General features: G+C 70.5%; 10 protein-coding genes. 7 read left to right on the plus strand and 3 right to left on the minus strand.

Going from position 1 to position 14007, the window contains the following annotated elements; genetic code table 11:
- The first annotated feature begins 30 nt into the window (after positions 1–30).
- The 3 genes from ACUZ2Y_RS02305 (at position 31) to ACUZ2Y_RS02315 (ending at position 4813) form a co-directional block, all read left to right on the plus strand.
- Positions 31–750: a zf-HC2 domain-containing protein gene (locus tag ACUZ2Y_RS02305; protein WP_476326426.1), complete on the plus strand. Its 720-nt coding sequence runs from the start codon at positions 31–33 to the stop codon at positions 748–750.
- Positions 638–3652 carry a helix-turn-helix transcriptional regulator gene (locus ACUZ2Y_RS02310; protein ID WP_476326428.1) on the plus strand — a complete coding sequence of 1005 codons (3015 nt, stop codon included), beginning with the start codon at positions 638–640 and terminating at the stop codon, positions 3650–3652. The genes ACUZ2Y_RS02305 and ACUZ2Y_RS02310 overlap by 113 nt, the downstream gene beginning before the upstream one ends.
- A gap of 339 nt (positions 3653–3991) precedes the next feature.
- Positions 3992–4813, plus strand: coding sequence for a winged helix-turn-helix transcriptional regulator (locus ACUZ2Y_RS02315; protein WP_476326430.1), 822 nt, complete (start codon positions 3992–3994; stop codon positions 4811–4813).
- A 221-nt stretch (positions 4814–5034) separates the two neighbouring features.
- On the opposite strand, the gene ACUZ2Y_RS02320 is transcribed toward ACUZ2Y_RS02315, so the two are convergent.
- From ACUZ2Y_RS02320 to ACUZ2Y_RS02330, 3 genes are all read right to left on the minus strand, one after another.
- The gene (locus tag ACUZ2Y_RS02320; RefSeq protein ID WP_476326432.1) at positions 5035–5817 is read right to left on the minus strand and encodes an AraC family transcriptional regulator; all 783 of its coding nucleotides are present in this window, start codon (positions 5815–5817) and stop codon (positions 5035–5037) included.
- Between the two features lie 161 nt (positions 5818–5978).
- Positions 5979–6566, minus strand: coding sequence for a thiamine pyrophosphate-dependent enzyme (locus ACUZ2Y_RS02325; RefSeq protein WP_476326434.1), 588 nt, complete (start codon positions 6564–6566; stop codon positions 5979–5981).
- Entirely contained in the window at positions 6563–7096 is a 534-nt protein-coding gene (locus ACUZ2Y_RS02330; protein WP_476326436.1) for a hypothetical protein, read from the minus strand. Before ACUZ2Y_RS02330 ends, ACUZ2Y_RS02325 begins: the two co-directional genes overlap by 4 nt.
- Before the next feature lie 494 nt (positions 7097–7590).
- Here ACUZ2Y_RS02330 and ACUZ2Y_RS02335 point away from each other — a divergent pair, with 494 nt between their 5' ends.
- The 4 genes from ACUZ2Y_RS02335 to ACUZ2Y_RS02350 are packed head-to-tail and all read left to right on the plus strand — an operon-like array spanning position 7591 to position 13970.
- Positions 7591–7779 (plus strand): hypothetical protein, encoded by a 189-nt coding sequence (locus tag ACUZ2Y_RS02335; protein WP_476326437.1) that lies wholly within the window; start codon positions 7591–7593, stop codon positions 7777–7779.
- Positions 7779–10040: a TOMM precursor leader peptide-binding protein gene (locus tag ACUZ2Y_RS02340; protein ID WP_476326439.1), complete on the plus strand. Its 2262-nt coding sequence runs from the start codon at positions 7779–7781 to the stop codon at positions 10038–10040. Before ACUZ2Y_RS02335 ends, ACUZ2Y_RS02340 begins: the two co-directional genes overlap by 1 nt.
- Positions 10041–10085: 45 nt before the next feature.
- Positions 10086–11591 (plus strand): SagB family peptide dehydrogenase, encoded by a 1506-nt coding sequence (locus tag ACUZ2Y_RS02345; protein WP_476326441.1) that lies wholly within the window; start codon positions 10086–10088, stop codon positions 11589–11591.
- Positions 11592–11648: 57 nt separating this feature from the next.
- Positions 11649–13970 carry a sensor histidine kinase gene (locus ACUZ2Y_RS02350; RefSeq protein WP_476326443.1) on the plus strand — a complete coding sequence of 774 codons (2322 nt, stop codon included), beginning with the start codon at positions 11649–11651 and terminating at the stop codon, positions 13968–13970.
- Positions 13971–14007: the final 37 nt, after the last annotated feature.

The raw sequence follows: 14007 nt of genomic DNA on the forward strand, positions 1-14007 counted from the left end.
GAACGGGCGACCAACTGTGACGTGGACTGTGTGACGTGCCGCGAAGCCGTGTCCGCACGGCTCGACAGCGAAGTTGAGCCAGCGCCCGCCGAGGCCACCGACCGGCACCTCGCCGAGTGCGGGGCCTGCGGGCAGTGGCAGGCGGGTGTGGTGGCGCTGACCCGAGCGCTGCGCGTGCGGGAGGCGGTGGCGGTGCCCGACCTGACCGACGCCATCCTCGCCGCGGCGCCGAGCGCGACCAGGGTGTGGCCGCGGGTCGGGCTGGGGGTGGTCGCCGTGGCCCAGTCGACCCTTGCCATCGCGCAGATCGTCGGGGTCGACCCGGCCATGGCGCACGTCGGGCACGGTCACGCCGGGCCGTTCGCCGGGCACCTGGTCAACGAGAGCACCGCGTGGACGCTCGCGCTCGGGATCGGGCTCGCCTGGGCCGCGCTGCGGCCTCGCGCGGCTTCAGGGCTGATCCCGGTGCTCGCGGGCTTCGTCGTGGTGCTGCTGGGGTATTCGGTCCACGACCTGTTCGCCGACGCCGTCCCCGCCGCACGCGTGGTCGGGCACGGCGTGCTCGTGTTCGCTTTGTGCCTGCTGCTCCTGGTGCGCCGCGACGCCGCCGCGCCGACGCCCGGACGGGGTGACGCTGTTGGCACGCCTGGAGAATACGCCGACACCGCGCGGTTCGACGACCGCAGGCCCGCCGAAGGTGGCCCAGGGCAAGGATTTCTGCGGCCCGCAGGCAGGCATCGCGCCGCGTAGCGCCGGTTTCGTGGACACCGGAACGGCCGCCCAGGGCCGGGTGGAGATCGTCTCGGCATGCCCGCACGTCGGTGTCGAGCGGTTGCGTCCTATCCTTTTCGCTGTGGACGGCGAGGTAGGTCCCAGCGCGGATGTGCGCCCGTCCGCGGACCGGGCGGCGCGCATCGTCGGTCGGGCACGGGTGTTGGGGAGCCTTCGGGGCCATCTCGCCGACGGCGGCGGGGTGCTGCTCACCGGCCCCAGCGGCATCGGCAAGACCACCCTGCTCGACGAGGTGGCCGCCGCGGCGCAGGGGCGGGTCCTGCGGGCCACCAGCGCGGAGAACGAGCGCTGGATCCCGGGCACCGCCCTGGCCGACCTGCTCGCCCAAGTTCCCGGCACAGCCGTGGCCGCCCTGCCAGATCCCCAGCGCCGCGCCGTCGAAGGCGTGCTGAGCGGTGAGCGGATCGACCCGCAGGGATCGCCCGCGCTGCGCATGGCGTGGCACTCGCTGCTACTCGGCCTGGCCGCCGACGCCCCCGTCCTGGTGCTGCTCGACGACGTCCAGTGGATCGACGCCACCTCGGCCGACATCCTCGCCTACGCCGCGCGGCGGCTGCCCGGCAGCGCGGTGCGGGTCGTGGTGGCGGGCCGGGTCCAGGAGCCGACCGACCTCGCCGAGGACGCCGACGGCGCCGACCCCCGGCCGGTGCCGCCCGCGCTGCTCGCGCCGCGGCCGCTGTTGCGGCTGCCGGTTCCGCCGCTGACCGCCGACGACCTCGCCGAACTGTTCGACGCCTACGGCCTGCCCGCCCGCACCGCCGTGGCCATCCACGCCGACTCCGAGGGCAACCCCTATCTCGCGCTGACCCTGGCGGGCGCGTTCTCCGAGCGCACCGGTCTGCGCGCGCCCGCACCGCTGCCGCCCGGGGTGGCCGCGGTGGTGCACGAACGGCTGGCCGGGGTGGCACCCCGGGTTCGGCAGACCCTGCTGATGTGCGCGCTGGCGACCCGGCCGACGATCCGCCTGCTATTGCGGGCGGGCCGTGCCGACGCCCGCCACGACATCCGCCACGCCGTGCAGGCCGGTCTCGTCGTCACCGACGAGGAGAACATTCGCTTCACCCCGCCCGCGGCCGCCTCCATCGTCGCCGAACTCGCCGACGCCGAGCAGCGGGTCGAGGCGCACCGGCTGCTGGCCGACGCGGTCACCTTCGACGACCAGCGCGACCGCCACCTGGCGCTCGCCTCGGCCGCGCCGGACGCCCAGGTGGCCCGCTCGCTCGTCGTCGCGGCCGAGACCGCGATCCGCCGCGGCTCCCGGGACCTGGCCGCCGAGCTGTACCTCCTCGCCGCCGACCGCGCGCCCGCAGACCTGGCCAGCCAGCGGCTGGACTGGCTGGTCGCGGCCACCGAAGCCGCGGCCAACGCCGGTCTGCCCGAGCAGGCCAACCGCGCCGCCCGCGCCCTGCTGGCCGCCGAAGCCCGCCCGTTGCAGCGGGTCCGGGTGCGCATGGCGGTGATCCACCTGGCCGGACAGGGGCTCGGCGGCATGCGCGAGATGTTCGCCGCCGCCATCGCCGACGCGGGCGACGACGCCGCGTCCCAGGCCCTGCTGTTCCTGTGGCAGTCGTGGGCGGCCATGGTCGCCGCCGACTCCGACAAGGCGATCGCCGACGCCGAGCGCGCGGTCGACCTGGCCCGGCAGGTCGGCGACCACAACACCGAGGCCCTCGCCGCCGCCGCGATCGCCCTGCAGTTCCGGGTGGTCGGCCGACCCGACAGCTGGTCGGCCCTCGGCGCCGCACTCGCGCTGCCCGCCCCCGACGTCGACGGCTGGACCCACCTCTCGCCGCGCTACATCGGCACCCGCTTCGCGATCTTCGACGACCGCCTCGACGACGCCCGCTCCGATCTGCTCGACATGCTCGCCTTGGTCGAACACGGGGCGGCCGAGGAACTCGTGCACGTCCTCCGGTCGCTCTCCGAGGTCTCGGTCGGCCTGGGCCGCTGCCAGGACGCGCTGAACTACGCCGACCGCGCGCTGCGGATCGCGGGCGAGGCCCGGATGAGCCCCGGCCCGTGCTGGCACGCCAGCGCGGAGGCCGAACTCGCGGGCGGCAACGTCGCCCGCGCCCAGTTCCTCGCCGAACGCGGCATCCGGGCGTCGGAGCAGGAGTCCGACGGCGTGTTCGTCCGCCGGCACCTGCATGTGCTCGGGCAGGCCCTGCTGCGGTCCGGCCAGCCCGCGCAGGCGGTCGCCGCCTTGCGCCGGGTCGCGGAATCCGAACCGACCGGGGGCAACCCGTCGATCCTGCGGTGGCACGGCGACCTCGTCATCGGCCTGGTCGCCACCGGCGAGCTGGAGGACGCCGATCGCGTCCTGTCCCAGGCTCGCGTCACCATCGACGGCAGGCCGCACGCCGACGGTGTGAGTGCCCGCCTGGACCGCGCCGAGGCCAACCTGCTCGTCGCCCGCGGCGACTCCGACGGCGCCATCGCCCTGCTCGACCGCGCGACAGCGGCGTTCGCGGAGCTGAGCCAACCGCTGGAAGTCGGCAAGACCTACCTGACCCGCGCCAAGGTCGAACGCCTCCGTCGCCGCTTCGCCCCCGCCCGCGCGGCACTGGACGTGGCCGCGGAGGTCTTCCAGAGTGCGCACGCCCGGCCGTGGACCGACCTGACCGAGCAGATGCGCTCCCGCCTCGACGGTTCGGACACCGCGCCGCCCACGGCGCTGCCGCTGACGACGGGCGAGTCGCGGATCACGGCGCTGGTGGTCGAGGGGGCCACGAACCGGGAGATCGCCGACCGGCTCTTCGTCAGCGTGAAAACGGTGGAGGCGACGCTGACCCGGCTCTACCGCAAGCTCGGGATCCGGTCGCGGACCCAGCTGATCCGGTTGCTCCGCGACCAGGCTTAAGCGTCGGATGTTCTTTTCGTGAGAAACGCATGCCGGGCGCATGCGTTTTTCATCTCGCGCACCGTAATTGCTCACGCCCTTTGGCGTCCCCACGCGAGTACCGTTTAACTATGGGCGCGGGCTTGCTCGCCGAGGATGAGTGCGGCGGATTTCGGCTGGACACCGCTGTTATCGCCGGAACGGCAGGCGCAATGGGGAAGATGCGCCGCGGACGGCGCGACAGCACGATGGAACTGTACACCGCACAAACAATCCTACGGAGTAAGCCCATCGTCGACTACGCCTGCGGCGACGGGAATGTCATCGGTTGCGGGGACGACGCAGATTGGATGCGGACACATGACGGATAACCAATGGAAACTGGTCGTCGATCGGGAAGGCGTGACCATCGCCAGCGATCGGTTTCGGCTGACCGCCGCGGGCACCGTGCCCGCGCCGGACGAGGCCGTGATCGAGGCGATGGAGTCCAGCCAGCTCGAGGGCATCATCTCCGAGCTGCAGTCGATGACCCGCCGGACCTACGGACAGTTCTGCGGCCTATCCCGGGCGGTGGAGATGATCGGCGAGCGCTGGGCGCTGCTGATCATCCGGGATCTGCTGGTCGGCCCGAAGTCGTTCACCGAACTGGCTGAGGGCTTCCCGCGGCTGTCCATCGACGTGCTCTGCGCCCGGCTCCGCGAGATGGAGCACTTCGGCGTGCTCGAGGAGTCCATGAAGGACGGCGACATGACCTACGAGCTGACCGACTACGGTCGCGCGCTCGACGACGTCGTCCTGGCGCTGAGCCGGTGGGGCGCGCTGTCCCTGGACGACCCGCGGCCGGAGGACATCATCACCGAGAACTCGGTGATCATGGCGCTGCGCTCGACCTACCAGGCCGAGGCCGCCGCCGGGCTCACGGTGAGCTTCGAGCTGCGCCTGGACCAGGTCACCATCCACGCGAAGGTCGTCGACGGCGTCCTCAATGCCGGTGCGGGTTCCCTTCCCGACGCCGACCTGGTCGTCGAGCTGGGCCCGACGCTGAAGTTGCTGATGACCGGTGAGATGACGCCGGAGCAGGCCATCGCCGCCGGTCACGTCAGCCTGACCGGCGACGCGTCCCTGTTCCCCCGCTTCGTCAGCCTCTTCCAGATCTACCCGGTCCCCGTCTCCGTCGGCTGACCCCCACCCCAAGAGCCCGGCGCCCTCCCGCGCCGGGCTCTTTCCCATTCCCCGCGAGTCGCCCCTTCCGGCAAGCGAGTCGCCCCTTCCGGCAAGCGAGTTCAACATTCAGAACCGCACAACGCAGTGAGTCCCCCGCATCGACGGGGGACTCACGGTTCTGAATGTTGAACTCGCTTGCCGGAAGGGGCGACTCACTTGCCGGAAGGGGCGACTCGCGGTTAGCCGGCTTGGCGGGTGAGGGTGGAGGGGGTGGCGCGGCGGCGGGTCAGGGCGGCGGAGCGGACGTCGAGGAGGGCGCTGAGCACCGGGGGGTCGAACAAGCGCATCTCGTGCAGGGACACGTCGGCGATCCGGGCGATGATGTCGGGCCGGATGGTGATCGGGCCGTGCGCGCCGACGAACGGCACCGGGTCGAGCGATTCCTCGGCGCCGGGCGGCACCGCGTGGGCGAGCACATGCCACGTGCCCTCGGGGACATCGTTGAGCGCGTACGGCCCGGGCCGGTCGAGCACCGCGCAGCGGACCGGGGAGCCCTGCAGCATCCGGCTCGGGAACAGCCCGATGAAGACGAGACCGGCCTGCCCGCCCCGCGGCGGGGTGACGTGGCCGCGGATCGTCGACGTGCGCGCGGGTCCGGGAGCCGGGACGTCCTGCGGTAATTCGCTGGTCGAGCCCCCGAACTGCCGGTACGAGATCGGGGACAGGCCGACCGTGCTGCGGAAGCGCGAGCTGAACGTGCCGACGCTGTTGTACCCGACCTGGTGGCTGATGTCGGCGACGGTCAGCGACGTCGTCACCAGCAGCCGCTTGGCCTCCTCGAGCCGCATGGCGGACAGGAACCGGCCGGGGGACACCCCGGTCACCTGCTGGAAGACCCTGGAGAAGTGAAATTTGCTGAACATGGCCGACCTGGCCATGTCGTCGATGGTGAGCCGATCGGCGAGGCCACGCCGCATTGTGTCGATAGCCCGTTCGACCGCTCGCACGACCATCTCGTCCATGGCGGTTCCCTTTCGCTGGAACATCTGCGACTGTGATGGATACAGCTCAAGGAAGCATTCTCCAGAGTTGCAAGAATGTATTTCAAGTGTTTCACGCACAACTATGTGTGCCTAATTCTCCACGGGATACGTGAAATATGCACCCGAGAATTGTGCGATAGTCACGCCGCCTGTGCGTCGCCGTCGAGAATCGAGAGGTGCGCGTGGAAACGGCTCGCGTGGATCGCCGGGTCGGAATCGGACGGATAGGGCATCGGTGAGTCCGGATGGGTGAGCACCGCGCGCACCAGGACTGGCGCGTGGCAGTGCGCCAGGCCCCCGCGCAGCAGGGTGGTGAACTTGTCGAGCCGCGCGGTGGTGGAGACGTAGGCGTAGCCCGACGCGCGGGCGAGCGCGAGGACGTCGGCGCGGTCCGATGGCGCGGGTGAGGTGTGTCCCGAGCCGTAGAGCCCGTCGTCGAGCACGATGTGGATCAGCGGCAGGTCGACGAGGGTGCCCGCGGTGATCAGCCCGACCGGGTTGCGCACCAGGTTGCTGTAGGAGTCGACGATCACCGTGGGGCGCCGGGTCTCCAGCGCGATCCCGATGCCGAGCGAGCCTGCCAGGCCGGTCGACGCGGTGAGATAGAAGTGGTTCGGGCGGTCGTTGACGACTTGCGCGATCCGGCAGGTGGAGTCGGTGGTGAACACCACGGGCTGCGCGGTGGAGGTGGCCTCGATGATCGCCTGGATGGCCGCTGTCTTGTTCATCGCGGTAACCGGGCGGGGTCGGTGGCGATCAGCAGGGCGGCGGGCCTGCGTTGGTCCTGCACGCACTCCTGGATCAGGTTCACCTGTTCGGCCACCGAGGTGTCCGATCGCAGTTCGAACGTCTCGACGCCGAGCCCGACGAGCAGCGGCACGGTGAGCTTGCGCAGGATCACGCTCTCGCCGGGCAGTTCCGCGCCCGGCCCGCCGTCGGCGTCGACCCGCACGTCCACGACGAACAGCATCGGGATCTTGTACGGGACCACGAGCGAGGCGATGGCGCTGAGCGACAGGCCCAGGCCCGCGTTCTCCATGAGCACGACCGGGTTGCGGCCGGTCAGCGAGGCGCCGACGGCGATGCCGACCGCGTTGTCCTCACGCGCGACGGTGAGCACCCCGGCCCGTTCGTCGAGCATTCGGTGTAGTGGTGAGAGAATGCCGCAGGGCGTCGCGTAAAATGGGCCGAAGTCCGCCGCGATCAGTTCCTTGCTTAATTCGTTCGCGACGTCGGTCCCTTGGGTGAAAGTTGGCATCTTGTCTCCCCTGCAAGTGGGCCGTCGAGCGAACATGACGGCTGGATGAACTCAACGCAGCCGTATCTTCGATATCATTGAGACGGGCCACCCGTCGATTCGAAAGCGATCGGGCCGATGTGCGCACGATTGCGCGGAGTGTGCGTCCCTGCACCGGAGAAGTGGCCGTGACCTTGGGGTTCTGCCGCGACGATGATCCCCCCGCGGGACCCGGATTTCGTCGGTCGGGGCGGCTCCGATAACGTGACCGGACATCTTCACTCCCTCCGTCGCCCTGGGTCGCCTTATCCGGTGATCGCGGACAGCACGCCCAGAACACTCGCAGAATGAGCGCGTGGCCGACAGTGATGGGGCCATGTGGGGCACCGTGAAAACAGGTCCACCCGGGGTATGAAAAAGACATGGACCGCCGGTGACACTGGCACTGGTCGGACAACGCCGCGGACTCCCAGAATTGGCCTCCCACCGATCACCGCACACCTCGGGAGTCCCTGATGGTCAAGTCCGACGTGGACAGCATGATCACCCTGTTAGCCACCCTCGGCGTCGAAACCGCTCCGGTCGAGCGTTCCGCCGAGATCAGGATCGACCGGTTCACCCAGTGGGTGGACGACGACCAGAACCCGCACGCCCAGTCCTGCGTCATCTTCTGCAACATGTTCCCGGCTGAGCAGACGGTCTGATGCTCGGCGACGGCACGAAAGGACCGCTGGTCGCCTTCAAGCGGCACCTTCGTGCCGAGATCGCCGCGGGTCAGGGCGTCTACCTTTTCTCCGAAGACGGTGTGACCGTGCTCAAAGGCGCGGCGATCGAATCCGTCGTGTCGCTTGTGGACGGGACGCGAGACCTGCCGAGTGTGCTCGGCGGGTTGCCCGACGGGGTGAGCCGCGAACAGGCGGGCGCCGTCCTCGCTTCGCTGACCCGCGCGGGCCTGGTCACGTTCCGGCCGGTGCACGACGCCGCCGACCCGAGCACGCTGGCCTACTGGGACGCGGGTGGTCTCGACGCCTGCGCCGCCGCGACCGCCACCGCGACGGAGACCGTGGGGCTGCGGGTCGTCGGCGACGTCGACATCGCCGCGGCCGCGGCGGCCCTGCGCGGCGCGGGTCTGTCGGTCGCCGAGGACCCGACCCGGTGCTCGGTGTCCGTCGTGCTGTGCGACGACTACCTGAACCCGGACATCGCCGAGATCGACACCGAGCACCGGGCCTGCGGTGTGCCGTGGCTGCTGGCCAAGCCCGGTGGCACCAAAACATGGCTGGGGCCGGTGTTCGAGCCCGCCAAGGCGGGCTGCTGGCACTGCCTTGCCCGCAGGCTCTGGGGCCACCGCAACGCCGAGCGCTGCCTGCAGGGCTCGCTGGGCCGGGAAGGGCCCGCGTCGAGCCCTGCCGCGGCCACGCCCGCGTCCAGCGCGATGGCCCTGCACCTGGTCGCCGCGGAAGCCCTGAAGTGGGTCGCGGGCCTGCGCTACAGCGGCCAGCGCGCGGTCTGGACCCTCGACACCCTCGACCTGCGGGGCGCCCACCACGACATCCCGGTCTACCCCCAGTGCCGCGTGTGTGGCGATCCGGCCCTGGTGCGTGAGCGTTCCCACCGGCCGGTCCGGCTGTCCTCGCGGCGCAAGGTCGCCGACGGCGGTGGCGGACACCGATCCATGACCCCCGAACAGGTCCGCGACCGCTACTGCCACCTCGTCAGCCCGGTCACCGGCATCATCAAGGAGATCAAGCGCGACCTGCGTGGCCCCGCGTTCTTCAACTCCTACCGCTCCGGCGCCAACGCGGCCGCGCGCACCCGCGACGTGGGCACCCTGCGCGCGATGCTGCGCATGGCGAACGGCGGCAAGGGCGTCACCGCGGTGCACGCCGAGGTCAGCGCCCTGTGCGAGGCCATCGAACGCTACTCGGGGACCTTCCACGGCGATGAGGAGCGGGTCCGTGGCAGCCTGCGATCCCTTGGGGAGCAAGCGATTCACCCGAACGCGTGTCTGCTCTACGACGAGCGCCAGTTCGACCACCGCGCCGAGTGGAACGCCACGCACGCGCCGTTTCAGCACGTGTCCGCCCCCTTCGACGCCGACGCGGTGCTCGACTGGACGCCGGTGTGGTCGATGAGCGAGGAGCGCCACCGGCTGCTGCCGACCGGGATGCTCTACTACGGCGCTCCCGGCCATGGGTTCATGACGGCGGACTCGAACGGCAACGCCGCCGGCAGCAGCCTGGAAGACGCTGTCCTGCAAGGACTTCTCGAAGTGGTCGAACGCGACGCGGTGGCCCTGTGGTGGTACAACCGCACCCGCCAGCCCGCGATCGACCTCGCCGCCTTCGACGACAAGTGGACCGCCGAGACCCGAAGGGTGCACGCCGGCCTCGGCCGCGCCGTCTGGGCGCTGGACCTGACCTCCGACATCGGCGTCCCGGTGATCGTCGCCCTGTCCCGGCGGGTGGACGGCGCCACCGAGGACATCGTGATGGGCTTCGGCGCCCACCTGGACCCGCATGTCGCCCTGCGCCGCGCGCTCAGCGAGCTGAACCAGATGATGCCCGCGGTCGTCAACGCGCGCGCGGGGGAGTACGACTGCGACGACCCCGACGCGGTGCGCTGGTGGCGGACCGCGACCGTGGCCAACCAGCCCTATCTCACGCGCGACCCGTCGGTCCGGCCCCGGGTGCCCGAGGACTACACCTATACCCCGTCGTCGGACCTGCTCACCGACGTCACGACGGTCCGAAAGCGGGTCGAGGACAGCGGGCACGGGGTCCTCGTGCTCGACCAGACCCGCCCCGACATCGGCCTCCCGGTGGTCAAGGTGATCGTCCCGGGTCTGCGGCACTTCTGGTCCCGGTTCGCGCCGGGGCGGCTCTTCGACGTCCCGGTGAAGCTGGGCAGGCTGGCCGCACCGACCCGGTACGAGGACCTCAACCCCCTACCCATGTTCCTTTAGAAGTCGATAGAGCGAGACAGCAGCACCTGTGCGAGGAGTGTGATCGTGCCCATCGAGCCCGGCCGCCGTTCCGATCCCCGGATACGGCTGTGGTCGCTGCGAGAAGACGTTCTCGTCGAAGGCGAACCACAAGACGATCGACTGGTCGTGGTCACCCGCTGGGGTGAGACCAAGATCGAGAACGCCGGCGAGATGGTCTGGGAGTCGCTGCGCAGAATGAGCCTGGGGCCGGTGTCGCTGGACAACGTGCTCGGCCCACGCGGCGGCTCCCCGGGTGACGTGGCGCGGCTGGAGTCGGTCCTGTCGCGGCTGCCCGGCTCGGTCGTGCACTCGCTGGGCACGAGGACCGGGGAGGGGCCGATGCTCTCCGCGGTCCCGATCTCACGGTCGGCCCGGTTCACCTTCTCCGACGTGGACACCGCGCTACCCGTGCGGCTGTCGCGGTTCGCGGCGCTGCGCACGGTTGACGGCGACCTCGTCGCGGAGTCGCCGCTCGCGGAGTACCGCGTGGTGCTGCACCGGCGGATCGCCTCCCGCGTCGTCGTCGGGCTCAGCGCCGCCACCTCGGTCGACGCCCTGACCAACGCGCTGGGGTTCGAGCTCGCCCTGGTCGGCGACATCGTCTCGTTCATGGCGGCGGCGGGCATCGTGCTGCTCGGCGAGTGGGCCGACGGCGCCACGGCCAGGGTTCCGCGGTTCGTCGAGGACACCGACCCGAAGCTGGCGATCTGGTCACACCACGACCTGCTGTTCCACTCCCGCACCCGGCTCGGCCGCTACGGCGGCCTGTCCGGGGTGGTGTTCCCGACCGCGCAGTCGGTGCCGCCGCCCCCGCTGGTCAAACAGCTGACCGGCGGGGCGCGGTATCCGCTGTTCCACCCCGATCTGTCCCGGCTGATGGCCGCCGACCCGTCGATGACCGAGGTCATCGAGAACACCCTCCTGTGCCAGGAGCTCTCCGACCGCGCGGTGACCGCCGAGCAGGTCGGCGAGCTGCTCTTCCGGGCCGCGCGGGTGCGGTCGGTCTCGCCCGCCTCGGCGGGCGGCGACGTGACCTACGAGATCTCCGACCGCCCATACCTGAGCGTGCACGGCCTCTACGAGCTGGAGATCTACCTGCTGCTGCACAACTGCACGGGCCTGCCGCGCGGGATCTTCCACTTCGACCCTCGGGAGCATTCGTTGACCCTGGTCAACGACGACGCGGGCGAACTCGACGAAGTCCTCGATTACGCGATGATCGGAAGTGCAACAACGCGGCGCCCGCCGGCGATGATCACGGTGACGGCGCGCGCCGAGCGTTCGTCGTGGATGTACAGCGGCATCGCCTACTCGCTCACGCTCACCCATGTCGGTGCGCTGCAGCAGACGCTGTGCCTCGCCGCGACCGCGATGGGCCTCACCGCGTGCGTGCCCACGATCGACCCGGGCGACGTCGTGGACAGCGCGCTGCGGCTGGAGTGGCCCGCTGAAATAGGAGTAGGGGAGTTCGCGTTCGGATACCGCCAGCAGACGTCGGAACACAGACAGTTGCACCCTCCAAGCCATTAGACTGCGGATCGAGCTCGGCTGGGGGCGCGGATCAACCCACGCCAACAAGGGGGCACAATGCACTCGGTCACCGTGCACGAAGAGTTACCGAGCGGCCCCGATGAGTTTGTGGGGCCGGGGGGCAAAGACGATCCGTTCCGGGTCCCGCTGCTCGCGCCGGTACTCGCCCGCGCCATCACCGTCGTGGTGTTCTGCACGCTCGGCATGTTCGCCTTCCTGCAGATCGCCACCTCCGGAGTCGGCGCGGGCACCACGGTCCGGGCCGCGATCTACCTGCTGGTGATGCTCGCGCTGCAGCTGTTCTACTTCAACCGGGTGGGCGCCTCGGCGCGGTCGCCGATGGGGTACGCCGCCCTCGCCGTGCAGGGCTACGTCTCCTTCGTCCCGTTGTCCGAGTTCGGCGATCCGTGGCTGCCGATGCCGCTGTTCTTGGCCGCCACGGTGCTGCTGGTGTTGCCGCGCGTGATCGCCTGGGTGGTCGTGGCCGCGATCATCGCGATCGTCGTGTCCAAGCAGTGGCTGCTCACCGGATTGTTCCTCGACGTCGCGTACCTGTCCGTCGGGTTCGTCGGCGTCACCCTCTATCTCTACGGGTTGACCAGGCTCGGCCGGCTGATCACCGCCCTGCACGAGGCTCGCGCCGAACTCGGCAAGGTGGCCGTGGCCAGGGAACGGACCCGGTTCGCCCGCGACCTGCACGACCTGCTCGGCCTGAGCCTCGCCGCGATCGGCCCGAAGGGCGCGATCGCCCGACGCGAGCTGAGCACCGACCCGGAACGCTCGCGCCGGGAACTCGGGGAGATCCTGACCGTCGCCCGGCACGCGCTCGCCGACGTCCGGCTCATCGCCAGCGGCTACCGCGAGATGTCGCTGCACGAGGAGTCCCGCACGGTCGAGTCGCTGCTCGCGGCCTCGAACGTCGACGTCCGGATGGAGCTGAACCACGGCGAGCTGCCGGTGCACATCCGCTCGCTGATCGTCTCGGTGCTGCGCGCGGGTGTGGCGAACGTGCTGGACCACACCGGGGTGGCGCGATGCGAGATCGTGCTGCGCCAAGTGGGACGGACGGTGACCCTGGACATCGTCGATGACGGCCTTTCCGGGATGTGCCCGCTCACCCCCGACACGGACACGGGCCTCGACACCCTGGTCGCGCGGGTCACCGCGCTCGGTGGCGAGCTCGTCGTCGGGCCGGACCCGGACGGCCGATTCGGCCTGCATCTGGTCATCCCCCTGTCCCGGGAGCAGAGCGAGGCGCGGGCCGAGCCCGACGAGGTCGAGCAGACGCCCCGATTCGCCTCCCTGTTCGCGACCGGCCTGATGAACGCGGTGTTCATCCTCATGGGCACCGCGGCGTTCCTGCACCTGATCTTCCTGACGCGGGCGCCGATGGTGCTGGCCGTGAGCGCGGCCTGCATGACCGCGCTGATCGCGTTCCAGCTCTTCTATGTCAGCAAACCCGGCACCCGGTTCACCTCTCCGACGAAGTACCTGGTGATCGCCGCCCAAGCGCTGATGGTGTACCTGCCGTATGTGCTGTATCCCGAGGCTTGGATCAGCGTGCCCGGGATGCTCGCGGGAACCATGTTGTTCATGCTGCGGCCCGTGGCGGGCTGGATCGGGTTCGCGGTCGTCGCGCTGAGCGTCCCGCTGACCCAGTCGTACTTCCACGGCGACCCGCTCAGCATCTTCTACAACGTCGGCGCCACCGTGACCACCGGCCTGGTGACCTACGGCCTGACCTGGATGGCCCGGTCGGTGTGGGAGCTGCGCGCGGCCCGGCGCACCCTCGCGGAGGCGGCGGTCGCCGAGGAGCGGATGCGGTTCGCCCGCGACCTGCACGACCTGCTCGGCCTGAGCCTGTCCGCGATCACCCTCAAGACCGAGCTGACGCAGCGGCTGATGAAGGCCGACCCCAACCGGGCGGCCACCGAGCTGATGGAGATCGTGGAGATCTCCCGGCTCGCCCTCACCGACGTCCGGCTCGTCGCCAGCGGCTACCGGGACCTCTCGCTCAACGAGGAGTCACGGTCGGCGGAGTCGGTGCTGGCCGCGGCCGACGTCGACGTGCGGATGGACCTGCACTACGGGGAACTGCCGGTCGAGGTGCGCACGGTCCTGGCGACGGTGCTGCGCGAGGGAGTCACCAACGTGTTGCGCCACAGCCGCGGCGCGCGGTGCGAGATCACCGTGCGCCAGCACGACAACATGGTGGAACTGGAGATTGTCAACGACGGTGTCGGGGTCGGCGACGCCGGTCCCGGCAGTGGCAGCGGCATTCGCAACCTGTCCGACCGGGTCGCGACGGTGGGCGGCAGGCTCACCGCGGGCCTGGACTCCGACGGATCGTTCCGGCTCCGTGCCCTGGTCCCTGCTTAGATCCAGTCCCTGGGGCCCACCCCGCGCGCCCTTCGCA

This window comes from Actinokineospora sp. UV203 (assembly GCF_056323665.1).

Excerpts from the sequence above, each read along its gene's own strand:
- ACUZ2Y_RS02320 (WP_476326432.1), bottom strand. The coding sequence starts at position 5,817 with ATGGACGAGATGGTCGTGCGAGCGGTCGAACGGGCTATCGACACAATG.
- ACUZ2Y_RS02340 (WP_476326439.1), top strand. The coding sequence starts at position 7,779 with ATGCTCGGCGACGGCACGAAAGGACCGCTGGTCGCCTTCAAGCGGCAC.
- ACUZ2Y_RS02335 (WP_476326437.1), top strand. The coding sequence starts at position 7,591 with ATGGTCAAGTCCGACGTGGACAGCATGATCACCCTGTTAGCCACCCTC.
- ACUZ2Y_RS02325 (WP_476326434.1), bottom strand. The coding sequence starts at position 6,566 with ATGAACAAGACAGCGGCCATCCAGGCGATCATCGAGGCCACCTCCACC.
- ACUZ2Y_RS02330 (WP_476326436.1), bottom strand. The coding sequence starts at position 7,096 with ATGCCAACTTTCACCCAAGGGACCGACGTCGCGAACGAATTAAGCAAG.
- ACUZ2Y_RS02350 (WP_476326443.1), top strand. The coding sequence starts at position 11,649 with ATGCACTCGGTCACCGTGCACGAAGAGTTACCGAGCGGCCCCGATGAG.
- ACUZ2Y_RS02315 (WP_476326430.1), top strand. The coding sequence starts at position 3,992 with ATGACGGATAACCAATGGAAACTGGTCGTCGATCGGGAAGGCGTGACC.